The 23,849-nt window shown below is 71.5% G+C and carries 27 protein-coding genes; 6 read left to right on the top strand and 21 right to left on the bottom strand.

Annotation, left to right across the window (positions count from 1 at the left end; translation table 11 throughout):
• Nucleotides 1–56 precede the first annotated feature (56 nt).
• Nucleotides 57–731 carry a DedA family protein gene (locus ACWED2_RS32950; RefSeq protein WP_449694401.1) on the top strand — a complete coding sequence of 225 codons (675 nt, stop codon included), beginning with the start codon at nucleotides 57–59 and terminating at the stop codon, nucleotides 729–731.
• A gap of 23 nt (nucleotides 732–754) precedes the next feature.
• Here the strand turns inward: ACWED2_RS32950 and ACWED2_RS32945 are convergent, their stop codons facing one another.
• From ACWED2_RS32945 to ACWED2_RS32910, 8 genes are all read right to left on the bottom strand, one after another.
• On the bottom strand, nucleotides 755–1,168 hold the full coding sequence (locus ACWED2_RS32945; RefSeq protein WP_449694400.1) for a VOC family protein: 414 nt from the start codon (nucleotides 1,166–1,168) through the stop codon (nucleotides 755–757).
• A gap of 180 nt (nucleotides 1,169–1,348) precedes the next feature.
• On the bottom strand, nucleotides 1,349–2,350 hold the full coding sequence (locus ACWED2_RS32940) for an isopenicillin N synthase family dioxygenase (protein WP_449694399.1): 1,002 nt from the start codon (nucleotides 2,348–2,350) through the stop codon (nucleotides 1,349–1,351).
• Nucleotides 2,351–2,421: 71 nt separating this feature from the next.
• A complete protein-coding gene (locus tag ACWED2_RS32935; protein WP_449694398.1) occupies nucleotides 2,422–3,162 on the bottom strand; it encodes an SDR family oxidoreductase in 741 nt (246 codons plus the stop codon).
• Entirely contained in the window at nucleotides 3,159–3,794 is a 636-nt protein-coding gene (locus ACWED2_RS32930) for a nucleoside/nucleotide kinase family protein (protein WP_013230842.1), read from the bottom strand. The genes ACWED2_RS32935 and ACWED2_RS32930 overlap by 4 nt, the downstream gene beginning before the upstream one ends.
• A complete protein-coding gene (locus ACWED2_RS32925; RefSeq protein WP_449694443.1) occupies nucleotides 3,791–4,618 on the bottom strand; it encodes a PfkB family carbohydrate kinase in 828 nt (275 codons plus the stop codon). Before ACWED2_RS32925 ends, ACWED2_RS32930 begins: the two co-directional genes overlap by 4 nt.
• 2 nt (nucleotides 4,619–4,620) lie before the next feature.
• Nucleotides 4,621–5,430 (bottom strand): ATP-binding cassette domain-containing protein, encoded by an 810-nt coding sequence (locus ACWED2_RS32920; protein WP_449694397.1) that lies wholly within the window; start codon nucleotides 5,428–5,430, stop codon nucleotides 4,621–4,623.
• On the bottom strand, nucleotides 5,427–6,416 hold the full coding sequence (locus ACWED2_RS32915; protein ID WP_033262941.1) for an ABC transporter permease: 990 nt from the start codon (nucleotides 6,414–6,416) through the stop codon (nucleotides 5,427–5,429). The genes ACWED2_RS32920 and ACWED2_RS32915 overlap by 4 nt, the downstream gene beginning before the upstream one ends.
• Nucleotides 6,413–7,429, bottom strand: coding sequence for a substrate-binding domain-containing protein (locus ACWED2_RS32910; RefSeq protein WP_449694396.1), 1,017 nt, complete (start codon nucleotides 7,427–7,429; stop codon nucleotides 6,413–6,415). Before ACWED2_RS32910 ends, ACWED2_RS32915 begins: the two co-directional genes overlap by 4 nt.
• Before the next feature lie 106 nt (nucleotides 7,430–7,535).
• Here ACWED2_RS32910 and ACWED2_RS32905 point away from each other — a divergent pair, with 106 nt between their 5' ends.
• Both ACWED2_RS32905 and ACWED2_RS32900 read left to right on the top strand, forming a co-directional pair.
• The gene (locus tag ACWED2_RS32905) at nucleotides 7,536–8,573 is read left to right on the top strand and encodes a LacI family DNA-binding transcriptional regulator (protein ID WP_449694395.1); all 1,038 of its coding nucleotides are present in this window, start codon (nucleotides 7,536–7,538) and stop codon (nucleotides 8,571–8,573) included.
• A gap of 70 nt (nucleotides 8,574–8,643) precedes the next feature.
• Nucleotides 8,644–9,510 (top strand): LacI family DNA-binding transcriptional regulator, encoded by an 867-nt coding sequence (locus ACWED2_RS32900; RefSeq protein ID WP_449694394.1) that lies wholly within the window; start codon nucleotides 8,644–8,646, stop codon nucleotides 9,508–9,510.
• A gap of 40 nt (nucleotides 9,511–9,550) precedes the next feature.
• Here ACWED2_RS32900 and ACWED2_RS32895 read toward each other — a convergent pair whose 3' ends face one another.
• The gene (locus tag ACWED2_RS32895; RefSeq protein WP_449694393.1) at nucleotides 9,551–10,540 is read right to left on the bottom strand and encodes a glycoside hydrolase family 76 protein; all 990 of its coding nucleotides are present in this window, start codon (nucleotides 10,538–10,540) and stop codon (nucleotides 9,551–9,553) included.
• Nucleotides 10,541–10,591: 51 nt separating this feature from the next.
• Between ACWED2_RS32895 and ACWED2_RS32890 the strand changes: the two genes are divergently transcribed.
• Together ACWED2_RS32890 and ACWED2_RS32885 are read left to right on the top strand one after the other, a co-directional pair.
• Nucleotides 10,592–12,736 carry a molybdopterin-dependent oxidoreductase gene (locus ACWED2_RS32890; protein WP_449694392.1) on the top strand — a complete coding sequence of 715 codons (2,145 nt, stop codon included), beginning with the start codon at nucleotides 10,592–10,594 and terminating at the stop codon, nucleotides 12,734–12,736.
• Nucleotides 12,737–12,803: 67 nt separating this feature from the next.
• Nucleotides 12,804–13,775, top strand: a complete 972-nt coding sequence (locus ACWED2_RS32885; RefSeq protein WP_449694391.1) for a cellulase family glycosylhydrolase — start codon at nucleotides 12,804–12,806, stop codon at nucleotides 13,773–13,775.
• A gap of 3 nt (nucleotides 13,776–13,778) precedes the next feature.
• On the opposite strand, the gene ACWED2_RS32880 is transcribed toward ACWED2_RS32885, so the two are convergent.
• The 11 genes from ACWED2_RS32880 to ACWED2_RS32830 all read right to left on the bottom strand — a co-directional run bounded on the left by ACWED2_RS32880 (nucleotide 13,779) and on the right by ACWED2_RS32830 (nucleotide 22,062).
• A complete protein-coding gene (locus ACWED2_RS32880) occupies nucleotides 13,779–14,429 on the bottom strand; it encodes a TrmH family RNA methyltransferase (protein ID WP_449694390.1) in 651 nt (216 codons plus the stop codon).
• A gap of 14 nt (nucleotides 14,430–14,443) precedes the next feature.
• The gene (locus tag ACWED2_RS32875) at nucleotides 14,444–14,833 is read right to left on the bottom strand and encodes a DUF2784 domain-containing protein (RefSeq protein WP_449694389.1); all 390 of its coding nucleotides are present in this window, start codon (nucleotides 14,831–14,833) and stop codon (nucleotides 14,444–14,446) included.
• A gap of 310 nt (nucleotides 14,834–15,143) precedes the next feature.
• Entirely contained in the window at nucleotides 15,144–15,548 is a 405-nt protein-coding gene (locus ACWED2_RS32870; protein ID WP_449694388.1) for an Asp23/Gls24 family envelope stress response protein, read from the bottom strand.
• A 77-nt stretch (nucleotides 15,549–15,625) separates the two neighbouring features.
• A complete protein-coding gene (locus ACWED2_RS32865; RefSeq protein ID WP_449694387.1) occupies nucleotides 15,626–15,919 on the bottom strand; it encodes a hypothetical protein in 294 nt (97 codons plus the stop codon).
• On the bottom strand, nucleotides 15,916–16,278 hold the full coding sequence (locus ACWED2_RS32860; RefSeq protein ID WP_449694386.1) for an Asp23/Gls24 family envelope stress response protein: 363 nt from the start codon (nucleotides 16,276–16,278) through the stop codon (nucleotides 15,916–15,918). Before ACWED2_RS32860 ends, ACWED2_RS32865 begins: the two co-directional genes overlap by 4 nt.
• Entirely contained in the window at nucleotides 16,275–16,805 is a 531-nt protein-coding gene (locus ACWED2_RS32855) for an Asp23/Gls24 family envelope stress response protein (RefSeq protein ID WP_449694385.1), read from the bottom strand. Before ACWED2_RS32855 ends, ACWED2_RS32860 begins: the two co-directional genes overlap by 4 nt.
• A complete protein-coding gene (locus tag ACWED2_RS32850; protein ID WP_449694384.1) occupies nucleotides 16,796–17,347 on the bottom strand; it encodes an RNA polymerase sigma factor in 552 nt (183 codons plus the stop codon). Before ACWED2_RS32850 ends, ACWED2_RS32855 begins: the two co-directional genes overlap by 10 nt.
• Before the next feature lie 107 nt (nucleotides 17,348–17,454).
• Complete coding sequence (gene pyrE / locus ACWED2_RS32845; protein WP_449694383.1) at nucleotides 17,455–18,018, bottom strand: orotate phosphoribosyltransferase; 564 nt, start codon at nucleotides 18,016–18,018, stop codon at nucleotides 17,455–17,457.
• A gap of 27 nt (nucleotides 18,019–18,045) precedes the next feature.
• Nucleotides 18,046–20,493 carry an ABC transporter permease gene (locus ACWED2_RS32840; RefSeq protein ID WP_449694382.1) on the bottom strand — a complete coding sequence of 816 codons (2,448 nt, stop codon included), beginning with the start codon at nucleotides 20,491–20,493 and terminating at the stop codon, nucleotides 18,046–18,048.
• Nucleotides 20,493–21,227 (bottom strand): ABC transporter ATP-binding protein, encoded by a 735-nt coding sequence (locus ACWED2_RS32835; protein WP_449694381.1) that lies wholly within the window; start codon nucleotides 21,225–21,227, stop codon nucleotides 20,493–20,495. Before ACWED2_RS32835 ends, ACWED2_RS32840 begins: the two co-directional genes overlap by 1 nt.
• A 76-nt stretch (nucleotides 21,228–21,303) precedes the next feature.
• A complete protein-coding gene (locus ACWED2_RS32830; RefSeq protein WP_449694380.1) occupies nucleotides 21,304–22,062 on the bottom strand; it encodes an SDR family NAD(P)-dependent oxidoreductase in 759 nt (252 codons plus the stop codon).
• Between the two features lie 69 nt (nucleotides 22,063–22,131).
• Here ACWED2_RS32830 and ACWED2_RS32825 point away from each other — a divergent pair, with 69 nt between their 5' ends.
• Nucleotides 22,132–23,061, top strand: coding sequence for a hypothetical protein (locus ACWED2_RS32825; RefSeq protein WP_449694379.1), 930 nt, complete (start codon nucleotides 22,132–22,134; stop codon nucleotides 23,059–23,061).
• Here the strand turns inward: ACWED2_RS32825 and ACWED2_RS32820 are convergent.
• Nucleotides 23,058–23,831 carry a hypothetical protein gene (locus ACWED2_RS32820; RefSeq protein WP_449694378.1) on the bottom strand — a complete coding sequence of 258 codons (774 nt, stop codon included), beginning with the start codon at nucleotides 23,829–23,831 and terminating at the stop codon, nucleotides 23,058–23,060. The genes ACWED2_RS32825 and ACWED2_RS32820 overlap by 4 nt on opposite strands.
• Nucleotides 23,832–23,849 lie beyond the last annotated feature (18 nt).

The following is a 23,849-nucleotide window of genomic DNA, read 5'->3' as shown; positions in this document are numbered from 1 at the left end:
AGCTCGATTTGACCGTTAGCCGCGGCCCGTTCACCCGGGCCACGTAGGCTCGCGGTGTGAACGTCGTGAGCCTCGAGGCCGCGGGCGTCGGCGTGAGCTGGCTGGACACCGCCGGCCCGCTGCTCGTCTGGGTGATCGTGCTGAGCTTCGTGCTGGTCGAGTGCGCGCTGATCATCGGGCTGTTCCTGCCCGGTGACTCGCTCCTGTTCGGGGCGGGCGTGGTGCTGGCCCAGCACGGCTCGGACGCCAACGCGTGGTTCCTGTCGGGGGCCGCGCTGATCGTCGCGGTCCTGGGCAACCAGATCGGCTACTACATCGGCCGCACGGGCGGCACGAAGCTGATCGCGAGGCGCGACGGCAAGGTGCTGAACCGGCAGGCCCTGGAACGCGCGCAGCGGTTCCTGGACCGCCGGGGTTTCTTCGCGATCGTGGCGGCCCGCTGGATCCCGTGGATCCGCACGCTGGCCCCGCTGATCGCGGGCGCGGCCCGGATGGACCCGCGCCGGTTCATGGCGGCGACGGCCCTGGGCGGCCTGCTGTGGGTACCGACGCTGGTCCTGCTGGGGTACTACGGCGCGGGATTGCTGGACGCCCTGCCGTGGCTGAAGACGGCGGCTTTGTGGGCCAGCATCGCGTTCTTCGTGGTCGGCACGGGGTGGGGTGTGCTGCGGTACCGCCAGGAGATGCGCCGCCCGGTCGACGAGCCGGACGACAGCAACGCCCGCGCCTGACCCCCGCGCGCTGAAAGGCACCTTCAGAGCTGCGGGTCGGTCCAGATTTCGAGCTGGATGCCGTCCGGGTCGCGGAACACGATCACGCGCGAGCCTTCGAAGGTGCGTGACGGCGCGACCGGCGTGTACGACACCCCGAACTCCTGCAGCCGGCACTCCCATTCCGCCAGCTCGGCGGCCGAGTGCACCCGGAAGGCGACGTGGTCGAGGCCGGTCCGGCGCTCGTCGAACCCGCGCCGCCCGGTGTCCGCGTGCTGCACCAGGACCACCGAGAACTCGTCCCCGGCGGACCGCAGCACGACCTTGCGCAGCCCCGTGTCCGGCTCTTCGCGCCGGGTGACCTCCTCGAGGTCGAGGACACGCACGTACCACGGCACGCTGCGGTCCACGTCGGTCACGGTGAGCGCGAGGTGGTGCACGGACATCAGTTTCGCCATGGCTTCCGAAGCCGTCCTTTCTCGGTGCGGCTCCCCAGAGTTGCACAGCGTTCGACCGCCGAAACCGAGGTGACCAATTCCCCGGCCAATCGTGATCTCGCCGTCTCCGGCCGTCCCAGCAGGCGGACGGAACCTACCGGCGGTCACGCCCGTCTTACAGGTGGTGACCGCCGGTGATTCTCACTGGTCGAGCAGCCGCAACCGGCCTTCCTCGTGGATGCGCTTGGTCGTCACCCGGTCCGGGTAGCAGCGCATGAACATGTTCGTGAAGTGCGTGCCGTAGTGGATGTGCTCGTCGCCGCCGGCCAGCGGGCGGACGGTGGCGGTGAACGACGGCTCGTGGAAGTACGCCAGCGTGTACCGCTCCCGGTCCGCGAGCCGGACCTTGTGCGGCGTCGACAGGAGCCGGCCGCCGGTGAGGAACTGCAGGATGTCGCCGGGGAAGACGGTGAACACCGCCGGCTCGGGTTCGACGAAGTGCCACGGTTCGTCGTCCTGGTACATCCCGGCCGTGCTCTCGTCCGGCAGCCAGTTGCGGCGGCGCGGCTCGCCGGGCACCGGCGGCCGGATGAAGAGCCCGCCGACGTCGTCCTGCGCGGCGATCACGAGCAGGCCGTAGTCGGTGTGCGCGCCGATCCCGCGCTCGGTCGTCGCGGACCGGGCCGGGAACCGCAGCACGCGCATGTGGTGCCAGCCGTCCCGGGTGAGCGTGGTCAGCCGGTCGATCTCCTCGCCCAGCCCGAGCGCGACGAGCCGCAGGAGCTTCTCACCGATCTCGCCGACCTCGCGGAGGTGGGCTTCCATCGCCGTCCGGTAGCCCTCGTCCGGCCACGGGACCGGTCCGTGGCACGGCATGCCTTCGGTGACGCGGCTGTCGGTGCGCGGGATGTCCGGGCACACCGTGAAGATCTCGGAATAGTCGGCTTCGCCCGCGGTCACTTCCTCACCGGAGGCGATGTAACCGCTGTAGGTCAGGTCGCTGACGAACTTCGCTTTCTCGGGCAGGGATTTCGCGAAAAACCGGCGGCTTTCGGCGAGCGCTTCGCCGGTGATCCGGGCCTGCTCCGGCGTGGCGGCGACCTGGAAGATCCCGTCTTCCTCCCAGGTCCGGACCAGCTGTCTGCCCAGTATCCGATCGACTGTCGCCCCGCCCACCGATTCGGGCAGCTCGAAGGTACGCATTGTTGTTCACCTTTCGCGCGGTTCCGGGAACGCTCACCACACGAAAGCCGGGAAATGCCGGTTCACAAGGATCAGCGGCCGCCACCGACGTCGAGGACCGCGCCCGTCGTGAACGACGACGCCTCCGAGAGCAGGAACAACACCGCTTCTGCGATTTCCGTCGGCTGCCCCGCCCGCCGCATCGGAATCTGCCGTGCGTACTTCGCCATCCGGTCCGGGAGGCCCGCGGCCGCGTGCAGCCCGGTGTGGATCATGCCCGGCCGCACCGCGTTGACGCGGATCCCCTCGGCCGCGACTTCCTGCGCCAGCCCGAAGGTCAGCGTGTCCACGGCCGCCTTCGACGCGGCGTAGTGCACCCACTCCCCGGCCGAGCCGGTGCGCGCGGCCGTCGAGGAGATGTTCACGATGGCGCCGCCATCGCCGCCGTGGCGGACCGACATCCGGCGGACCGCCTCCCGGCAGCACAGGAACACCCCGGTGACGTTGACGTCGAGGGTGCGCCGGACGACGTCGACCTCGTAGTCCTCGAGCCGGCCGGGGGTGTTGCCGACGATGGCCGCGTTGTTGACCAGCGCGGTGACCGGACCCAGCTCGGCCGCCGCGTCGAACAGGGCGCGGACGTCCTCCTCGCTGGAGACGTCCGCGCGGAAGGGCAGCGCCCGCTGTCCCGCCGCGCGCACCCGCTCGGCCACCTCGCGAGCGGGCGCGGGATCGCCGGAGAAGTTGACCACGACGTCGTAACCGCGGTGGGCGGCCAGCTCGCAGATCGCCGCGCCGATCCCGCGGCTGCCGCCCGTGACGATGAGGGTCAAATCGCGAAGTTCGCCAGCGGCAGGTTCTCCAGCACCAGGTCGGCCCGGTCCCGCGTCTGCGAGATGAGGTCGGCGTTGCGCTGGTCCGAGCCGAGGGCCCGCTGCCGGGCCTCGACCAGCGAACGGCCGTAGCGGCGGTGGCGCGACACGAGCCGCTCGATGCGCTCGGGCTCGTCCGGCGCGAGGAACCAGGCCTCGGTGAGCAGGGGCCGGATCGCGCTCCACGGGTCGTCCGGGAGCAGCAGGTAGTTGCCCTCGGTGATCACCAGCTGGACCTCCGGCGGCACCGCGACCGCCCCGGCGATCGGCTCCTCGATCTCGCGGCGGAACTCCGGCGCGTACACCGTTTCGCGGCCTTCGGCCAGGCGGCGGATCAGGTGGTAGTAGCCCGCGGCGTCGAACGTGTCCGGGGCGCCCTTGCGCTCGGTGCGGCCCAGCCGGCGCAGTTCGACCTGCGCGAGGTGGAAGCCGTCCATGCCGACCACGGCCGCGCGTGAGCCGAGCGCGTTGGCCAGCGCCCAGGCGAGCGTGGTCTTGCCGGACGCGGGCGAGCCGATGATGCCGAGCACGTTGCGCTGCCCGCGCACGGTCAGCCCCTCGGCCCTGGCCAGCAGGTCGTCGAACGCCGTCATGTCCTGTTCCTTCCTGCGATCGCGGTCGTCCACGACCGCGGTCCCACATGCCGCACCCGTTCGGCGGCCACCTCGTTGGCGAAGCGGATCCGGTCCGTCACCGTCGGTTCGCGCACCACGGCTACAGCGAGCGCGCCGTGCCAGACGTCGCCCGCCCCTAGTGTGTCCCGCGCTTCCACGTCCGCGACAGGCACCTCACCCGAGCCGCCGTCCGCAGTGGACCAGCGCACCGGGTGCGCCCCCGCGGTGGTGATCACGGTCGGCACGCCGCGCTCGTGCAGGCCGGGTCCAGGCGCGCTGAAGTGCGCGGAGCAGGCGGCCACGTCGACCAGGGGCAGCAGCTCGTCGAGCACGGGCTTCCAGCTGCCGGCGTCGAGCACGACCGGGAGGTCCCCGGCCGCACGGGCGACCGACAGCGCGAGGTTCGGGTGGTGGCCGTCGACGAGCACCACGTCCGCGTCGACCGTGCCGCTCCAGGTGGCTTCGGACCCGGCCGCGTTGCGCGAGACGACCGTGCGCTCGCCGTCCCGGTCCCGGACGGCGACAGCGCTGACCGCCGGTGGCGCGGCCCGGCCGGGGTCGAGGTCGACGACCCGGACCCCGTGGGCTTCGAGGTCGGCGCGGGCGAGCGCCGCCAGCGGGTGTGCGCCGAGGACGGTCAGCAGGGTGGCTTCGGCGCCGAGCGCGGCCGCCGTCACCGCGGCGTTCGTCGCGGGCCCACCCGCGGCGACGTCCACCTGCAGCGACTGCACCTTCTCGCCCGGCGCCGGCAGCTCCTCGACCCGCTGCACCAGGTCCACGGTGCACAAGCCCGCCAGCAGCACTCTCAACTCAAACCGGCCACGTGCGTCGCGGCGGCGGCTTCTTCCACTTCACCGTTTTCGTTGAGCCGCAGGGCACCGGTGAGCAGGCCGACGACCTGGTTCATCGTGTGCGTCTTCGGCGAGACGACCGCGACGCGCTTGCCGAGGCGGTGCACGTGGATGCGGTCGGCGATGTCGAAGACGTGCGGCATGTTGTGGCTGATCAGCACCACCGGCAGGCCGCGGTCGCGGATCCGGCCGATCAGGTCGAGCACCTTGCCGGACTCGGCGACGCCGAGGGCGGCGGTGGGCTCGTCCATGATCACGGCCTTGGTGCCGAAGGCGGCCGCGCGGGCCACCGCGACACCCTGGCGCTGACCACCGGAGAGCGTCTCGACGGGCTGGCTGATCGACTTGATGTTGATGCCCAGCTCGTCGAGGATCCGCTGCGCCTCGGCCCGCATGGTGCCGGTGTCGAGCTTGCGGAACAGCCCGAGCGGCCCCTTGAGCCGCTTTTCCCGGCCCAGGAACATGTTCGACGCGATGTCGAGCGCGGGCGCGACGGCGAGGTCCTGGTACACCGTCTCGATGCCGTAGTGCCGAGCGTCCAAAGGAGACTTGAAGTGGACGGCCTGTCCGTCCACTTTGATCTCACCATCGTCCGGGATCACCGCCCCGGACAGGGCTTTGATGAGCGACGACTTCCCGGCACCGTTGTCACCGACCACGGCGAGCACTTCGCCGGGCAACAGGTCGAAGTCGGCGCCGTCGATGGCGGTCACCCGGCCGTAGCGCTTGACGAGTCCCCTCGCGGAAAGGATCGGTTCGGTCATGACTGCTGCTGCCTCCTCGCGATCCGGTCCACCACGACGGCGGCGATGAGCAGGGCGCCGGTGGCGAGGTCCTGGTAGTTGCCGTCGACGTTCATCTGCGTCAGCCCCGACCGCAGCACCGCCACGACCAGCGCGCCCATCAGCGTGCCGAGCACCGAGCCGCGGCCGCCGAAGAGGCTCGTCCCGCCGAGGACGACCGCGGTGATCGAGTCGAGGTTGCCGAGCTGGAACTGGTTCGGGTCGGCGTTCGGCGTCCGGCCGAGCGCCTGCCACGCGGCGATGCCGAAGGTCAGCCCGGCCACGATGTACACCGACAGCACCGTGCGGTTGACCTTGATGCCGGACAGCCGCGCGGACTCCGGCGCGTTGCCGACCGCGTAGACGTGCTTGCCCCACGCGGTTTTCGTCAGCGCGTACCAGATGCCGAGGTACATCAGCAGCGCCAGCGTCATGCCGTAGGTGATCGGGATGCCGCCGAAGAGGTAGCGCTTGGTGCCGAGCCACTGCAGCAGCCCGTCGGTCACCGGCACGGCCTGGCCGCCGGCGATCAGCTTGGACACCGCGGTGAGCATGGTGAACGTGCCGAGCGTGATGATGAACGCCGGGAGCTTGATCCTCGTGGCCAGCCCGCCGATGAAGATACCGACGATGATCGTCAGCACCACGCCGGCGAGCAGCGCGACGAAGCCGTTCGTGCCCGCCGCGGCGAGCTTGGCCATGATCAGCGTCGCGACGACCATCGAGGCCGCGTTGGAGAGGTCGATGCCCGCGATGAGGATGACGAGCGTCTGGCCCAGCGCGAGCGTCCCGACGACCAGGGACTGCTGGACCACTGTGGACAGGTTGTCGAGGTCGAAGAACGTGTCCGTGGCCAGCGAGAACACCACGATCGCGACGACCAGCGCGAGCGCCGGGCCGACCGCGGGGGCGCGGAGGAGGAACTCGCCGAGGGACTCACGTTCCTTCGTGGCCACTGCCGTGGTCATTTGTTGCCTCCCCAGCAGTTCTGCAGGCCCCAGGCCGAGTCGTGGCTCTCGATGCCGGGCAGGGGCTTGTCGGTGATCACGGCGGACCCGGTGTTCACGAAGCCGGACGGCTTCTTGCCGGTCTTGGCGTACTCGACGGCGGCGAGCACGCCCTGCTCGGCCATTTTCTTGGGGAACTGCATGACGGTGGCGGCGAACTGGCCGTCCTTGACGTTCTGGACGCCTTCGCAGCCGCCGTCGATCGAGCCCATGACGATCTGCCCGGTGAGCCCGCGCGCCTTCAGCGCCGCATAAGCGCCGCGGCCCATCGGCTCGTTCATCGAGTAGACGGCGTTGATGTCGGTGCTGCGCTGCAGCAGGTTCTCCATGCCCTGCTGGGCGAGGCTCTGGTCGCCGTTGGCCGCGGTGTGGCCCTTGATCTCCGGCGAGCCGTCGGTGAGCCCGATGCCCTTGAGGAAGCCGCCGTGGCGCTGGGTGTCGACCGTGCTGCCCGCCGTGCCGTCGACCATGAGCAGCTTGGGCGGGGTGCCGGCCAGCGCGGCCTTGACGTAGGCGCCCTGCTGCTCGCCCGCCGCGAAGTTGTCGGTGGCGAAGGTGGCGTCGACGGCGTCGGCCGGTTCGGTGGCGGTGTCGAGGGCGATCACCAGGACCCCGGCGTCGCGGGCGTCCTTGATCGCCTTGAGCACGCCGGTGGAGGAGCTCGGCGTGATCAGGATGGTGTTCGCGCCCTGCTGGCGGAGGTTCTCGATGGCGCGGACCTGGCCGTCGTTGTCGCCGTCGAACTGGCCGGCGAGCGCGCTGAAGTCGGCGCCGTTGGCCTGCGCGGCCGCTCTGGCGGCGTTGCGGAGTTCCACGAAGTAGGGGTTGGTGTCGGTCTTGGTGACCAGGCCGACCTTCGCCTTGCCGCTCCCGCCCGTGTTGGTGTTGCCGCCCCAGTGGCGTTCGACCGTGCACCCGGTCGTCGCGGCGAGGACGGCGGCCAGCACGACTGCGGTGAGACTTCGGTGTCTCATGGATTCCAGCCTTTGTTCGTGTCGAGGCTTGCCGATGGTCGGGAAGGTAGACAGACTGCCCTTTGCGCGCAAGCGTTTGCGCAAACGCTTGCCGGAAAGGATGGGTATGCCCCAATCGAAGTCTTCGCGGCCGACCCAGCGGGACATCGCCGAGCTCGCGGGCGTGTCGATCACGACCGTCTCGCACGTCGTGAACGGGACGCGCGCGGTCGCCGAGGACACCAAGGCGGCGGTGCTGCGGGCGATCGAGACGACCGGCTACACCGGCGACGCGATCGCGCGTTCGCTGGTCACCGGCGGGACGCGGTCGATCGGGATGGCGATCTCCCTGGTGGCGAACCCGTACTTCGCGACGCTGATGCAGGCGATCGAGCGGGAGGCGTCGGCGCACGGCTACACCGTCCTGCTGGCCGACACGCACGACGCGGCGGACACGGAACGTGACACCGTGCGGGCGCTGCGCTCCCGTCGCGTCGACGGCCTGCTGATCACCCCGGCGCCCGGCGACGGCCCGGTGATCGGCGAGCTGGTGTCCCTCGACGTGCCGACCGTGCTGATCGACCGGCTGTCCACCCGTACCGACGTCGACCAGGTCGGCTCGGAGAACATCCAGGCGACGTCGGCGCTGACCGCGCACCTGGCCACGCTCGGGCACCGGCGGATCGGGATGATCAGCGGCGTGCCCGGGCTGTCGACGAGCGAGGAGCGGGTGCTCGGGTACCGGCTGGGACTCGGCCGGTCCGGGCTCACCTGGTCGTCCGACCTCGTGGCCTGCGGAAACTCCTCGCGCGAGGGCGGCGCGCTGGCGTTGAGCACGCTGCTGGCGCTGCCCGAGCCGCCGACGGCGCTGGTGGTCGGCAACGACAGCATGATGGTCGGCGTGCTGCACGAGGCGCGGCGGCGCGGGCTGCGGATCGGGCGCGACCTGCCGGTGGTGGTCTACGACGACGTGGAGTGGGCCGACCTGGTCGACCCGCCGCTGACGACGATGGCACAGCCGATCGAGGAGATCGGCCGGCAGGCCGTGCGGCTGCTGCTGGCCCGGATCAACGACCCCGGGCGCAAGGCCGAAACGGTCCGGCTGCCACCCACTCTGCGTCACCGCGAGTCGTGCGGCTGCCCACCGGTTCACTCACTTCAGTGAATCTGGGTTCCTGATACCTCCGCGCGGCCGTTCAGCGGATACGTTTCCGGCTGAGCGTCTGCGAGGGCTTATGACCGCACTTTCGCCGGACCTCCGGTTGTGGGACCCCCCGGTCACCTACCGGATCGGCGTCGCGATGGGTGTGCACGCGCACCCGTACTCCGGTGAGCTGCTGCGCGCGATCAGGGCGGCCGCGGCGCAGGCGGGCTGCGACGTCGTGCTGGCGGACACCGAGAACACCGCGGGCGAGGAAGCCGAAGTGGTCCGTGCGCTGCGCGCGGACCTGGTGGACGGCGTGCTGCTGGTGCCTTCGGCCGGCGACGAAGCGGTGATCAACGGCCTGGTGCGGATGGGCGTGCCGACGGTACTGGTGGACCGGGTGGCCGCGCGCAACGACGTCGACCAGGTGGGCACGGAGAACGTGCACGCGGTGGCGTCGCTGGTCCGCCACCTGACCGACCGCCGCCACCGCAAGATCGGCCTGGTCTCTGGCGACGAGGGCATGGAGGTCAGCCGCGAGCGCATCCGCGGCTACCGGCTGGGGCTGGAGCAGGCGGGGCTGCGGTTCAACCGCGAGCTGGTGGAGAGCGGGTTTTCGCACTCGGGCGGCGCGGCCCGGGCCGCGGCCAAGCTCCTGGACGGCTGGCCATCCCCGACGGCGCTCGTGGTGGCGGACGAGTCGATGCTGGTGGGCGTCCAGTACGAGGCCCACCGCCGGGGCATCCGGATCGGCTCGGAGCTCGCGGTGGTCGGCTACGGCGACATGGACTGGGCCCGCCGCGTGAGCCCGGCGGTGACGACCCTGGTCCAGCCGATCGCGGACATGGGCCGGCGGGCGGTACAGCTGCTGATGTCCCGCATGGCGGACCCGGACCGGCCGCCGGAGTCGGTGTGGCTGACCCCGAAATTCCTCCACGGCGCCTCCTGCGGCTGCTGACGTCGTGAGTGGTAATTAGGGTTCTAACCCGAATTACCACTCACGACAGCGTCGCCGCGGCTTCGAGGAGCATCCAGCCGCCCACCTGGACCGACAGGTCCCGCTCCGGGGCGTCCTCCGGCAACGGCCAGGGTGCCGGACGGTCCCAATACGCGCTGAACAACGGCCCCTCGGCGGCGCCCGCCCAGCACGCCTCCGCCGACATGAGGACCAGCGACCGGGCCGTCGAGGCTTCCGGATCCGGCAGCGAACGAGCCGCCAAGGCCAGGTACCTGGCCAGGATCGCCGCGAACAACCCGCCGTCGCCGCCGCCTTGGCCGCGGATGACACCTCCCGGCGCGAGGTGCTCCGCCACCGCCCGCACGGTCCGGGCCGCGTCGTCCATTGAGGACAATTCCAGGCACGCGCCGAGGTACACCCCTTGGCAGTACGTGTAGATGTGCTTCACCAGCTCGCCCGTGTCCGCCCGGACCCCGTCCCAGACCAAACCGGACGCCGGATCGACCAATGTGGACGTCAGCCACGAGGTCAGCTCGCGAGCGCGGGAGAGGTTCCCGGACCGGGCGTGGAAGATCGCCGCCGGGCCGTTGGCCGGGGCGTTCTTGAAGTCGTCACCTCGGCGCCACCAGATTCCGCCGCCCGCGGCCGCCGTCCAGCCCGACAGCAACTGCGCGTCGATCGCCGCCAGTGCCGGGCCGACGTCGATACCCAACGCCGAAACCCGTTGCAGCGCAAGGCCGAGCCACGCGATGTCGTCGTAGTAGTCGTTCGTCCACTTGCCGAAGTTGCGCAGCCGGACCGAGCGCACGAAAGACCGGATCGACGCCAGGCGCGCAGGGGAAGGCGCGCGCAGCTGGGCGTCGACGAGTGTGTCCAGCAAGTGGGCCTGCCACCAGTAGTTCCAGTGCCAGTGCAGCCGCTGGTCCGCCGAAGCCGGCCAGCGGCTGCGACCCAGGACCGTGCCGGGCAGCGCCCACACCCGGCGCAGGTGCCGCGAAGTCACCGCGTGTTCCGCGGCCGAAACGTCCATGTCGCAATCGTGCCTTGCCCATCCACATACCGCTCGGTATGTTCAGTGGTCATGACGACGGCCCACGTCACCTGCCCGCTGTGCGAAGCCACCTGCGGGCTCGAAGTGACGCTCGACGCGAACCAGCAGGTCACGCGCGTCCAAGGTGACGAGAAGGACGTCTTCTCGAGGGGCTACATCTGCCCGAAGGGCGCGTCGCTCGGCGCGCTGCACCACGACCCCGACCGGCTGACCGCCCCGCTGCTCAAGCGCGACGGCGAGTTCGTCGAGGTCAGCTGGCAGGAGGCCTACGACGAGATCGCCCGCCGCCTCCCGCCGATCCTCGAGGAGCACGGCCGGGACGCCGTCGCGGTGTACGCGGGCAACCCCGGCGTGCACAACATCGCGCTGACGCTCTACGGCCGCGTGCTCTACAAAGCCTTGGGCACCAGGAACTTCTACAGCGCCACCTCCGTCGACCAGCTGCCGAAGCACTACTCCGCCGGCACCATGTTCGGCGACCCGCTCGCCATCCCGGTGCCCGATCTCGACCGGACGCGGCACCTGCTGATCCTCGGCGCCAACCCGCTCGTCTCCAACGGCAGCCTGATGACCGCGCCGGACATCCGCGGGCGGCTGCGCGGGATCCGCGAGCGCGGCGGCAAGATCGTCGTCGTCGACCCGCGCCGCACGCGCACCGCCGCGTTCGCCGACGAGCACCACGCCATCCGGCCCGGCACCGACGCGCTGCTGCTGTTCGCGCTGGTCCACGTCCTGTTCGCGGAAGACCGGGTCAGTCCCGGACGCCTCGGAGAACACCTCAACGGCCTCGACGACGTCCGCGCCCTGGCCGAGCCGTTCACCCCGGAAGCCGTCGCCCCGCGCACCGGCATCGACGCCGAGGAGATCCGCCGGCTCGCGCGCGAGCTGGCCGACGCGGAAAACGCCGTGGTCTACGGCCGGATCGGCACCACGACCCAGGTGTTCGGCACCATCGCGAGCTGGCTGGTCGACGTCCTCAACGTGCTCACCGGCCACCTCGACGAGCCGGGCGGCGCGATGTTCCCGCTGGCCGCGTGCCAGCCCACCGGGAACCGGCGGCCGTTCGCCGTCGGGCGCTGGCGCAGCCGCGTGCGCGGCCTGCCCGAGGTCGTCGGCGAACTGCCGGTCGCGACGCTCGCCGACGAGATCGAAACCCCGGGCGAGGGCCAGGTCCGGGCGCTGATCACGGTCAGCGGCAACCCCTGCCTCAGCACACCGAACGCCGGCCGGCTGGCCGCGGCCCTCGAAAGCCTCGACTTCATGATCTCGGTCGACGTCTACCTCAACGAGACGTCCCGCCACGCCGACGTCATCCTGCCCGGCCCGTCGCCGCTCGAGCGCCCGCACTTCGACCTGGCCTTCTACCAGCTGTCCATCCGCAACATCGCCAACTGGACCCCCGCCACCCTGCCGTCGGCGCTGCCGCAGGAGTGGGAGACCATGCTGCGGCTGACCGGCATCGTCGCCGGTCAGGGCCCGGAAGCCGACGTCGCGGCGCTGGACGACTTCGTCGCCGGGGAGACCGCACGCCGCAACGGGCTCGACGTCGCCGTCGCCGGCGAGCGCACCGGGCCCGCGCGGCTGGTCGACCTGCTGCTGCGCGCCGGCCCCTACGACGTCACGCTGGCCGACCTCGAAGCCGCGCCGCACGGGATGGACTTCGGGCCGCTGCAGCCGCGGATCCCCGAGGTGCTGTGCACGGCGTCCGGCCGGATCGAACTCGCGCCCGAACCGGTCGTCGCCGACGTTCCGCGGTTGCGGGAAGAACTCGCGAAACCCGCGGAAGACGGCCTCGTGCTGATCGGGCGGCGGCACCTGAGCTCGAACAACTCGTGGATGCACAACCTCGAACCGCTGATCCGCGGCGGCAACCGGTGCACGGTCCAGATCCACCCGGCCGACGCGACCCGCCTGGGCCTCACCGACGGCGGCCTCGCTTCGGTGACGTCCCGCGCCGGAAAACTGCAGGTCCCGGTCGAGGTCACCGACGAGATCCGGCCCGGCGTGGTCAGCATCCCGCACGGCTGGGGCCACGACGTCGACGGCTCGCGGACGCGGGTGGCCCGCGCGAACCCCGGCGTCAATTCGAACCTGGTCGCCGACGAGACGCTGCTGGACGTTCCGTCCGGAACGTCGGTGTTGAACGGAATCCCGGTCGAGGTCACCCCCGTCTGACCCTTGACGTCCGGCGGGCGGTCGAGGATTCTCGACGCGGCATGTTTACGTGAACATCGGAGTTCGCATGGCCCGTCTTCTTCGTCAATGCCTGCTCGTCCTGCTGCTCGTTCCTCTCTTCGCCGTTCCGGAAAGCGCTTTCGCCGCCACCAACGCGTTCCGCGGCGTCAACTGGGCGGACGCCCGCGACAACTACGTCGACGGCTGGGTGATCCCGACCGGCCTCACCGCCGGGGACAGCTACGACAGCGTCCGCGGCAAGGCCGACGGCATCATCACCGGCTTCCAGCAGAAGCTCGGCGCGAACACCGTGCGGCTGCCGATCAACCCGCAGAGCGTCAGTTCGGACTGGTGGGGGCGGTACAAGGGCGCCGCCGACTCGGCCCTGTCCCACGGCATGAAGGTCATCTTCGGCTACTGGGAAGCGAACAAGGACGGGCTCGTCGACGACCCGAACGCCTGGAACACCATGTGGGACAAGGTGACCGCCGACTACGGCGGCAACGGGGACGTCTACTTCGAGCCGATGAACGAGCCGTTCGGCTACCGCCTCGACGACTGGGTGTCGCTCTGCTCGACCTGGCTGTCCCGGCATTCGAACATCCCGCGCGGCCGGGTGCTGATCAGCGGCACCGGTTACAACGACAACGTGACGGGCGTCGGCGCGGCGAGCGCATTGAACGGCACCCTCCTCTCACTGCACTTCTACGGCTACTGGGCCTCGGACACGACCCGCTCGGCGTGGACCGCGAACCTCAGCAACCGGCTCGGCTCGTATTCGTCACGGACGATCATCGACGAGGCCGGCGCCCCGATGACGACCGGACTCGACTACTCGGCCGGGCACCAGGACGGCAACAACTTCACCGCGTACTTCGCCGCCACCACGGACCTGGCGCGGTCGCGGCAGATCGGTGTCGTCTACTGGCCCGGCCTGCGGTCCGGCGACACGTACTCGATCACGCGGCAGAGCGGCAGCGGTCTGGAGACCAACAACGCGTCCGGCGTGGTCCAGCTGCGCTGGGGGTGGGGCCTGTAGGCGTCACCAGGCGCGGCCGAGATCGGCGTGCTGCCGGATCCAGGCGTGCATGACGATCCCGGCCGCGACCCCGGCGTTGATCGAGCGGGTCGTGCCGAACTGGGCGATCGAGACCACCAGCGACGCGGCGTCCTGCGCAGGCTGCGAAAGCCCGGGCCCTTCCTGGCCGAACAGCAGGACGCACTCGCGCGGGATCTCGGCCGTCTCGACCGGCTGGGAGCCCGGGGTGTTGTCCACCGCGACGACGGCGAGCCCCTGCTCGGTCGCGAAGGCGACCAGGGTTGCGACATCGTCGTGGTGGCGCAGGTGCTGGTAGCGGTCGGTCACCATGGCCCCGCGCCGGTTCCAGCGGCGGCGGCCGACGATGTGCACCTCGGCCGCGGCGAAGGCGTTGGCCGTGCGGACCACGGTGCCGATGTTGTGGTCGTGCTGGAAGTTCTCGATCGCGACGTGGAACGGGTGCCGCCGGCTGTCCACATCGGACACGATGGCCTCGCGGCGCCAGTAGCGGTAGGCGTCGACGACGTTGCGGCGGTCGCCGTCCCGCAGCAGCTCGGGGTCGTACCGCTCGTCCGCGGGCCACTCACCCGGCCACGGGCCGACGCCGACCTCTTCGCGGCTCACCCACTCGGTGGGTCCGGGTACTGTGCTCACCCGCCGATTGTCGCCTAACCGAGGTGGACCGGGCGCACGTGGGTTTCCTCGTCGTGGCGGTGGCGCCACCGGTGGTAGACGCCGGCGTAGGAGTACGCGACCAGCACGATCGCGATGATCCCGATCGCCGGCAGCCACGACTGCGGGAAGACCGTGCCGTAGAGGTAGTAGGCGTTGAACCCGCCCGGCAGGTCGCCGAGGCCCTGCTGGTGCCGGAAGTAGTTCTCCAGCGCGGTGAGCGGGCACGGCACCGGCGTGACGTTCACCAGGACGCCCCAGGCCGCGGCGAAGAAGTGGACGAAGATCAGCTTCGGCCACCGCCAGGCGAGGAAGCCGCCCAAGCCGATGAGCACCAAGGCCAGGATGTGCACCACGACGGTCACGTCGGCCAGGAACTTCGCCATCGCACCCCCTCCACCGATCCCCCTACCAGCGACTTTACTCCGCTGCGCGGATTCGGCCGCCCCCAAGAGTGCCCCGGCCCGTGATTTTTAACCCAGCGGAGCAGCCCCGTCACCTGGGCGGTGACGGAGGAGTTACACCCGGTGGGAATTCCGGCGGCCGCTTCGCGGGGTACTGCGTCGGCTCCTCGTGCGGGTACTGGTCGGGCGCACCGTCCGGTTTCGTCCGGTTCGGGTCGGCCGGCCGCTGCGGTTCCGGCGGCTCTTCCATACCCCGACGGTACGCCCGGACCACGTCCCGGTCAGCCGGATTTCACTCAACGCGATCGCTGACGGCCGGCTCGTCGTCCTCCGGGAGGTGGACGTCGGTGACGTTGATGTTCACCTCGACGACCTGCAGCCCGGTCATCCGCTCGATCGCCGTCACCACGCTGCGGCGCACCGAGCGGGCCAGCTCCGCGATGGCGACGCCGTATTCGACGAGCACCTGCAGGTCCACCGCGGCCTGCTTCTCGCCGACCTCGACCGAGACGCCCTGGCCGACGCTGGCCGACGCGCCCGGGATGCGGTCGCGGAGGGCGCCGAACGCCCGGGCCGCACCGCCGCCGAGGTCGTGCACGCCAGGCACCTCGCGAGCGGCGAGGCCGGCGATCTTCTGGACCACCGTGTCGGCGATGGTCGTGGTGCCCTGCTTGGTGACGAGCGCGGTCTCCGTCATGGCTTCCTCCCTGGATGTCCTGCGGGACAAGGCTTTCCGCCTCGTTCGTAGTCAAGGACACAAAGGACAGGAGGCACTCACTGTGACGTGGGTCTCGCGAACGCGGCGCCGTCGAGATCGGTGACCTCCAAGCGCAGCAGCGCGTTCTCCCACTCCGTGCCCACCAGCACCGTGCGGACGGCTTCGGCCGCCCGGTCCAGCAACGGCGGGATCGGCAGCCGGGTCGCGATCAGGCGGATCCGGACCACCTCCCGGCTCAGGTCCACCGCCAGGCCGTCCCGCTCCACCGGCAACGACGGGACCGCCGGGCGCAGGCCGTCCACCGCCGCGAGCGCGCCGACGATCTTCTCGGCGGCTTCCTTCGCGGTCACCGGACTGCCGGCTCGATGTCCATAATGGACACCGACACCTCGTCGACGACCAGGCCGGTCTGCTCGGCCACGAACCGCGTCACCGCGCGCTGGACCGCCCGGCCCACCGCCGCCGCCTGGTCGGCCGCCGACGCGACGAGGTCGATCCGGACGGTCACCCGGCCGTCGGTGGTGCGCACCCGGACGCCGTCCGAGGGTGCCGGGTCGAGGCCCTTCCAGCGTTGCCGGGCCGCGCGCGTCCACGCCGTCACCAGGCCGCGCAACCCCGGTTCGAGGCGCACCACCCCCGGTGTGGTGATCGCCGCCCGCGCCGCCACGCTCGCGATCACCGGGTCGGCGACCACGTAGTCAACGCTCATTCCCACACGTCCTCCACGAGCAGGTCGAGCTTCGCCGGTGTCAGGCCCACCCGGGCCGCGGCTGCCGCGGTCACCCGCTCCCGCACCTTCGCCAACGCTTCGCCGCCCGCGACGTTCCGCAGGCTCACCGCGAGGGTGAGTTCCACCTCGACGCCGTCCGGCCCGGTCCGCACCCGGCAGCGCCGCGCCCGGACGCCGTCGACGGTGTCCGCCGCGTACCGCAGCACCGCCGCCACCGCCTGCTCGCTGATCTCGACGAACCCGGGTTCCGGGGTCGGCAGCGGCACCATCGAGCCGCGCCGCACCTCGGCCCGCACGGCCGACATGATCCGCCCGAACAGGTCCGGCGACGGCGCGTCCTCCTCGGCCGCCAGCTCGGCCGTGGCCTCCCGCAGGGCCAGCAGGCTTTCGCGCGCGGCCCGGCAGTGCGGGCAGGTCAGCTCGTGTTCGTCGGCTACCGCGTCCAGCCGCTCCCACACCCGCTCGACATCGCGCTCGCAGGGCAGCTCGTAGTCCGTCATCGCCACGGCTTCATCACCTCCGCCAGCTGAGCCCGGGCGCGCGCGATCCGGCCGCGGACCGCGGTCGCGGTCACACCGACGATTTCGCCGATCTCGTCGTAGGACCGGCCGTGCACTTCGCGCAGCAGCCAGCACGCTCGTTGTTCGGGCGTCAGCTGCTCCAGCGCCGCGTTCAACGCCGCGAGCTGGCCGCTCACCTGGGCGGCCCGCTCCGGCTGAAGATCGCCCCGCGGCGACTCGGCGGTGTCGAGATCGACGTCGGCCTGGGGCTTGCGCGAGCGGATCGCGTTGAGGCAGCGGTTCGTGGTGGCCCGGTAGAGCCAGCCGACGAACGCGGCGTCGTCGGTGAGCTGGCCGAGCTTGCGCCAGGCGTTGAGGAAGACTTCCTGCACGACGTCCTCGGCGTCGCCGCGGTGGGCGAGCACCTTGACGGCGAGCCGGAACATCGGCCCCTGGTAGCGCAGCACGAGCTGCTCGTACGCCCGGACGTCGCCGTCCCGCGCGCGGCTGACGAGAGTCACGTCGTCCAGCGGCGTAGTCGTCGTCACGGCACCTCCTCGGGCGGAGGACACCGGCGGGCGGAAAACGTCACGCGCTGATTCTGGGTGACGGTGGTCACCGGGGCGAATCCACGCGATCCGCCCCGGTCTCCGTTTCAGTCCAGGCCGAGGTCGTCCTTGCCGAGGACGTACCGGTACTCCAGGCCTTCCTTCTCGATCGCCTCGCGCGCGCCGGTGTCGCGGTCGACGACCGTCACCACGCCGATCACGTTCGCGCCCGCCTCACGCAGGGCCGCGACCGCTTCGAGCACGCTGCCGCCCGTCGTGGAGGTGTCCTCGACCGCCAGCACGCGCTGGCCGCGGACCTCCATGCCCTCGATGCGCCGCTGCATGCCGTGTTGCTTGACCGACTTGCGGACGACGAACGCGTCCAGCACGACCCCGTCGTTCGCCGCCGAGTGCAGCATCGCCAGCGCCACCGGGTCGGCGCCGAGCGTCAGGCCGCCGGCCGCCACGTAGTCCCAGTCCGCCGTGAGCTGGCGCAGGAGCTTGCCGATCAGCGGCGCGGCCGCGTGGTGCAGCGTCGCCCGCCGGAGGTCGATGTAGTAGTCGGCTTCCTTGCCGGACGCCAGGGTCACTTTTCCGTGCACCACGGAAAGATCGGTGACCAGCCTGGCCAGTTCGAGTTTCGCCGCTTGATCCAACCCGGGGTTCGCCACGGCCGTGAGTCTTACACACGGCCGGGTTCACTCACCGACGGATGTGGCGTCGACCGCACGCCCGCGCGTCGCGGCCCAGGCCGGGACCAAGATCGCCACCAGCGAGAGCACCACGGCGATGGCGAGCACGGCCAGGTAGATCGTCACCGGGCCCGACGGCAGCACCGACCCGGTCACCACCAGGCAGAACGGCACGATCGCGCCGGCCGCGACGAGTGTCCCGAGCAGCACCGCGATGGTCGCGATCAGGCCGCCTTCGACACCGGCCATGCGCAGCACCTGGCCGCGGGTGAAGCCGCTGAGCCGCTGCACCCCGAACTCGCGGCGCCGCCGTGCGGTGGCCGTCACCAGCGTGTTCACCACGGAGATCACCGTGTACGCGAGGATCATCCCGACGAGCAGGTAGTTGACCCAGGCACCCACCTCGTTGCCCTTCGCGTGCGCCGCGAGCAGCGTGCCGCGGTCGCCGACGAACACCGGCAGGCCGGCGGTCGCCTCGCGAAGGCGCGAAGTCAGCGTCGCGCTGTCGACCCCGGGAGCGGCGCGCACCAGCAGCTGCGGGGCGAGCCCGAGCGTCGTGTGCGGGGCCAGCAGGTCCGCGGGCAGCACGAGCCGTTCGAAGCCGGGGCGCTGGTCGACGACAGCGGTGACCCGAACGTCCACCGGCGTGCCGTCGCCGAGCCGCAGCGACAGCGTGTCGCCGACGCGGTGGCCGAGCGTCGAAGGCACCTCGACGGCGTTGCCGGTCAGCTCGCTGACGCCCAGCGCGGGCCGGCCGTCGTCGTGCTGGCCCGGGTCGAACGGCTTCTCGACGAACACCGTGCTGGTGACGTACTCCGACGCGCTGGTGACACCAGGGGTGGCGCGCACCCGCCCCAGCACGGCCGGATCGAGCCCGCTCGGGCCGGCCACGACGGCGTCCGCGTGCAGGTCCTCGGTGTAAGCCTGGTTCGAGACGGCTTCCTGGGTGGTCTGCAGGTAGATGTTGGCGGTCGCGATGCCGACCGCGAGCATGATCGGGGTGACCGCGCCGGCCGCCCGCACCGCGCCGACGCGGGTGTTGCGCAGCGCGACCCGGCCGTTGACGCCGGTCAGCGCCGCCACCGGCCAGCGCAGCAGCGTGGCCATCAGCTTCGTCACGCCCGGGCTGATCGCCGCGAGCCCGAACGCCCACAGCATCACCGCCGGGCCGGCCGTGCTGGCCGCGACCGGGCCGGTCATCACGGCGACCGTGACGATGCCCAGCGCCGTCCCGCCGCCGAAGCACAGGATCGCGGTGACCAGCCGGATCGGCGTCAGCCAGCGCCGCTCGACGGCGGCTTCGGCGAGCGCCTCGGTGGGGCGGATCCGCGAAGCACGGCGTCCCGCCACGAAGGAGGCGCCCACGACGGCCAGCAGCGACGCGCCCGCGGCGACCACGGCCGGGACCCAGCCCTGCGCGAACCGCAGCACGTCGGGGACGACGTCGTGCTCCACGAGCTGATCGAACAGCCACTGGCCGAGCACCGGGCCGAGCACCACCGCGACGCCGACCGCGAGCAGCCCGACGACCAGCGCCTCGCCGAGCACCATCCGACGCAGCTGGCGCGGGGTCGTGCCGACCGCGCGCAGCAGCGCGAGTTCGCGCTGGCGCTGCTGCGTCGACAGCGTCAGCGTGCCCGCCACGACGAACACCATGACCATCGCCGAGAGCCCGCCGGACACGGCGGCCAGCACGATCAGGTTCTCGCCGCTCTTGCCGGTCTCGGGGAACTCGAAGGCACCGCGGTCGGCACCGGTCGCCACGACACCGGCGTCGCCGACGGCCGCGGTCACGGCGGCGACCTCGCCACCGAAGACGCCGATGGTGTCGAAGCGGCCCGGGTGCCCGGACAACCGTTCCGCGTCCGAAGCCGCGAAGAACACGGCCGCGTCCCGCATGGCCTGCCGCGCCTCGGCGATCCCGGAGATCCGGAACGGGCTGACGCTGCCGTGCGCGGCGATCGGCAGCGTGTCCCCGACGGCGAGCCCGAGCCCGGCGTCGACGACGACCTCGCCCGGCTTCGGGGCGGTGCCCTGCAGCGCGTACGGCGTCAACGCGGCGGAATCCCAGGCGTGGCCCAGCGCGCTCGCGGCCCCGATCTGCGCGGGGAAGCTGACCTCGCCGACCACGTTCGTGACGCCCGGAACCGCGCGCAGGCGCTCAGCGAGTGCCGCGTCCAGCCGGACGCGCTCGGGGAGAGTCGCGTTCTCGAACTTGTGCTTGTCGTCGGGCTCGAGGGTCGCCGGGTCGTCCTCCGGCAGCTTGAGCGTCTGCTGCGCGCCGACCACGATCGGCGCCGCGGCCAGCCGCTGCACCGGCGTCTCGGACCGGATGCCGGTCTCCATCAGGCCACCGCACGCCGAGACGACCAGCGCGCCGAAGAACACGGCGACGAACGTCGCCAGGAAGCCGCCCTTGCGCAGGCGGAGGGTCCGCAGTGCCAGCTTGAACATCAGGCAGCCACCCGGCCCCAGGCCCCGAGGTGGGTCATCCGCTCGGCGACGGCTTCCGCGGTCGGCCGGGCCAGCCGGCCGGCGATCCGGCCGTCGGCCAGGAACACGACCTCGTCGGCGTAGGAGGCGGCGACCGGGTCGTGCGTCACCATGATCACCGTCTGGCCCGACGCCCGGACGGAGTCGCGCAGCAGGCCGAGCACCTCGGCGGCGGTGCGGGTGTCGAGGGCGCCGGTCGGCTCGTCGGCGAACAGCACGGCGGGGTCGGTGACCAGGGCGCGGGCGATCGCGACGCGCTGCTGCTGGCCGCCGGAGAGCTGCCCGGGCAGGTGCTTGCGGCGCCCGTCGAGCCCGACGTGCGCGAGGATCCGCGCCACCAGCCGCTTGTCCGGGCGCTTGCCGGCCAGCTGCAGCGGCAGCACGACGTTCTGCTCGACCGTCAGCGCCGGGAGCAGGTTGAATGCCTGGAAGACGAAGCCGACGCGGTCGCGCCGCAGCTTCGTCAGGTAAGTCTCGTTCTTGCCGTCGAGGTCCTGGCCGTCGAGCACGACCCGGCCGGACGTGGGCCGGTCGAGCCCGGCCGCGCAGTGCAGGAAGGTGCTCTTGCCCGAGCCGGACGGGCCCATCACCGCGGTGAACCCGCCGCGGGGGAAGGAGATCGAGACCCCGTCCAGCGCGACCACACCGCCGTACTCCTTGCGCACGGCCTCGAGCCGAACCGCCTCAGTCGTCATGCTCAAGACGCTAGGGCGGCGCGGCTTCCGGCACATTGAAGAGCACCGCAGTCTTCAGGTGGGGTAAACCCCACCCTCAGGTGCGGCCGCGGCCGCCGCTGATCCGGCGCAGCACCGCACGCGGCAAGAGGCCGCCGATCGCGACGACGACCTTGTACTGCAGGCTCGGCACGGAGATCACCTTGCCGCGCCGCAGGTCCGCCAGGGCTTCGTTGACCACCTGTTCGACACCCAACCAGGCGATTTTCGGACCGGGTTTGCCGATGCCGGCCCGTTCGTGGAACTCGGTCGCCGTGAACCCGGGGCAGAGCGCCATCATCCGGATGCCCTTGGGCAGCGAAGCGGCGATGCCTTCGGTGAACGACGTGACCCAGTTTTTGCTCGCCGTGTATGTCGAACCGCGGCCGCTGAAGAAGCCCGCGACGCTGCTGACCTGGATGATTTCGCCCTGACCGCGTTCGATCATGCCCGGCAGCACGGCCCGGGTGAACCGCAGGACCGCGGTGACGTTGACGTCGAGCTGACGCTGCAGCGCGTCCGGCGGGATCGTCCAGAAGTCGCCGTTCAGCCCGAACCCGGCGTTGTTCACCAAGAGGTCGACCGGACCGGCGGCGAGCCGCTCCTCGACCGCCGTCCGGCCGTCCACTTCGGACAGATCGGCGGGCAGCACCTCGACCGCCACGCCGTGCTTTTCCCGCAGCTCAGCGGCGTAGGCCTCCAGCCGCGCGGCATCGCGGGCGACGAGCACCAGGTCGTACTTCTCGGCGGCGAGCGTGCGCGCGAACTGCGCGCCGATGCCCGCCGTGGCACCGGTGATGAGAGCGGTGGTGGTCATGTGGGTGAACATACCCGCTGGTCACGGGCGGACGTGCGTTCGATTCGGCGGGGAAGTATCGTCCGCCGCATGGGTAAGCACAGCAGGCGCAAAAGCGGCTATCTGCCCAAGGTCGCCGCGGGCGCGGCGCCCGTCGCGCTGCTCTTCGCGGCCCCCGCCGCGGCGCTGGCGAGCCCGGCCGAGCTGACCCTGCCGCTCGACCACCGCGAAGACAGCACGTTCCGCCGCGACGTCTCGACGTCGGGCGAAGACGGCTCGTCGGTGGTCCGCGAGACCGTGGCGGCGACCCGCCACGACTTCCTCGCGAAGGAGGTCGCCGGCGCGGTCGTCACCAACGACCTCACCGAGTCCGCGACGACCAGCCGTGACGAACGGCAGTCGGAGACGTCGGCGGCGGCGCAGGAATCCGAGTCGCTCGCCCGCGCCGGACGGCACACCTTGCGCCTCGGCGGCGTCCGCGCGGCCACCGAAAACACCCAGCGGCTCGGCCAAGGCGCGTCCCGGAACCTGTCGCTGTCCCCGTTCGAAGGTGACGCCGGGCGCCGGATCGGCCTCGGCGAAAGCACGGGCCACGGCGTCTGGCTCGCCGACGGGGTCGACGTGCTGAGCCAGAACGCGGAGCAGCTCGACAGCGGCCTGCACGGCAGCTTCACCGGCGACCTCCAAGGCGCGCTGTCGGCCCGCCGGTCCTCGGGCCAGGTCGTCGACCTCGGCCGGCTCGGCGCGGTCGGCACGACGTCCGAGCAGCACGCGACCGGCCAGATCACCGGCGTCCTGGATGTCGGCCAGACGCACGAAGTGGGCGGTGAGCTGGGCCCGGCCTGGAGCCTGGTGACGACGAGCGAGTCACTGGGGCCGGCCGGACCGGCGGGGTCGATCCGCGGCGACCTGGACGTGGACCACGTGGTCCACGCCGAAGGCGGCACGACGTCGGTGCGCGGCAAGCTCGACCGGTCGGCGTCACTCAGCGCCCTCGACCGGCCGGTGCTCGGCCTCTAGTCCTCGCTCGGCTTGGGCTCGGTGTCCGCAGGCTGCTGGACCGGCGTCCCGGCCGCCGGGGTGCCGGGGGCGGCCGGCGCCGTGGCCTCGGACGGGACCGGGGCGCTCGCCTGGTGGCGGCCCGCGTCGTAGTCCTCGTCGAACGGGTCGACGATGTCCGCGATCTCGCCGAGGTCGCGCAGCAGGCGCTCCAGCCGCGACGGCCCGGCCGTCGGGACCACGCTCGCCAGGACCCACTCGTTCTCCAGCCAGGCCACGCCGACGTCGCCGCCCAGCTGGTCCGCCGCGTCGACCAGCTCCTGGGTGATCACCACGCGGGCGCCGTCCGCGTCGTCCGCGAACGCGTAGCGCGCGCCGATCGGGCCGAGCATCTCGGGCATGTCCGCGCGCTGGAACGGGACGCTGGACAGCCACATCTCGATCGGGATGCGGTGCTTCTTGTTGCAGCGCACCGCGACCACGACCGCGGGGATCTGGCCCTCGGTCTCGATGTCGAAGATGAACACCGGGCGGCGGCCGTCGGAGGTGAAGGTGGAACCCGCGACGACGTTCACCGCCGCGTCCGCGCCGAAGTAGCCGATGGCGCCGCCGGACCACTGCTGCGGCAGGCGCTCGTCCTCCTCGACGAACTGCCAGCCGCGCAACTGTGCCCAGCGCATTCGCTCGCGGTTGCGCGAGCCCTCCTTCGCCCGGTCGGCCGCGAGCAGCCCCAGCCCCGCCACCAGGGCGACGGCCGCGATGACGAACCAGATCCACGCCGGAATACCCACGACGGCCAGGGTATCGCC

Source organism: Amycolatopsis sp. NPDC005003 (assembly GCF_053600695.1).
This window is presented reverse-complemented; position numbering and strand designations above follow the sequence as displayed.

Excerpts from the sequence above, each read along its gene's own strand:
- ACWED2_RS32945 (WP_449694400.1), bottom strand. The coding sequence starts at position 1,168 with ATGGCGAAACTGATGTCCGTGCACCACCTCGCGCTCACCGTGACCGAC.
- ACWED2_RS32940 (WP_449694399.1), bottom strand. The coding sequence starts at position 2,350 with ATGCGTACCTTCGAGCTGCCCGAATCGGTGGGCGGGGCGACAGTCGAT.
- ACWED2_RS32930 (WP_013230842.1), bottom strand. The coding sequence starts at position 3,794 with ATGACGGCGTTCGACGACCTGCTGGCCAGGGCCGAGGGGCTGACCGTG.
- ACWED2_RS32920 (WP_449694397.1), bottom strand. The coding sequence starts at position 5,430 with ATGACCGAACCGATCCTTTCCGCGAGGGGACTCGTCAAGCGCTACGGC.
- ACWED2_RS32915 (WP_033262941.1), bottom strand. The coding sequence starts at position 6,416 with ATGACCACGGCAGTGGCCACGAAGGAACGTGAGTCCCTCGGCGAGTTC.
- ACWED2_RS32910 (WP_449694396.1), bottom strand. The coding sequence starts at position 7,429 with ATGAGACACCGAAGTCTCACCGCAGTCGTGCTGGCCGCCGTCCTCGCC.
- ACWED2_RS32905 (WP_449694395.1), top strand. The coding sequence starts at position 7,536 with ATGCCCCAATCGAAGTCTTCGCGGCCGACCCAGCGGGACATCGCCGAG.
- ACWED2_RS32900 (WP_449694394.1), top strand. The coding sequence starts at position 8,644 with ATGACCGCACTTTCGCCGGACCTCCGGTTGTGGGACCCCCCGGTCACC.
- ACWED2_RS32895 (WP_449694393.1), bottom strand. The coding sequence starts at position 10,540 with ATGGACGTTTCGGCCGCGGAACACGCGGTGACTTCGCGGCACCTGCGC.
- ACWED2_RS32890 (WP_449694392.1), top strand. The coding sequence starts at position 10,592 with ATGACGACGGCCCACGTCACCTGCCCGCTGTGCGAAGCCACCTGCGGG.
- ACWED2_RS32885 (WP_449694391.1), top strand. The coding sequence starts at position 12,804 with ATGGCCCGTCTTCTTCGTCAATGCCTGCTCGTCCTGCTGCTCGTTCCT.
- ACWED2_RS32875 (WP_449694389.1), bottom strand. The coding sequence starts at position 14,833 with ATGGCGAAGTTCCTGGCCGACGTGACCGTCGTGGTGCACATCCTGGCC.
- ACWED2_RS32870 (WP_449694388.1), bottom strand. The coding sequence starts at position 15,548 with ATGACGGAGACCGCGCTCGTCACCAAGCAGGGCACCACGACCATCGCC.
- ACWED2_RS32860 (WP_449694386.1), bottom strand. The coding sequence starts at position 16,278 with ATGAGCGTTGACTACGTGGTCGCCGACCCGGTGATCGCGAGCGTGGCG.
- ACWED2_RS32840 (WP_449694382.1), bottom strand. The coding sequence starts at position 20,493 with ATGTTCAAGCTGGCACTGCGGACCCTCCGCCTGCGCAAGGGCGGCTTC.
- ACWED2_RS32835 (WP_449694381.1), bottom strand. The coding sequence starts at position 21,227 with ATGACGACTGAGGCGGTTCGGCTCGAGGCCGTGCGCAAGGAGTACGGC.
- ACWED2_RS32830 (WP_449694380.1), bottom strand. The coding sequence starts at position 22,062 with ATGACCACCACCGCTCTCATCACCGGTGCCACGGCGGGCATCGGCGCG.
- ACWED2_RS32825 (WP_449694379.1), top strand. The coding sequence starts at position 22,132 with ATGGGTAAGCACAGCAGGCGCAAAAGCGGCTATCTGCCCAAGGTCGCC.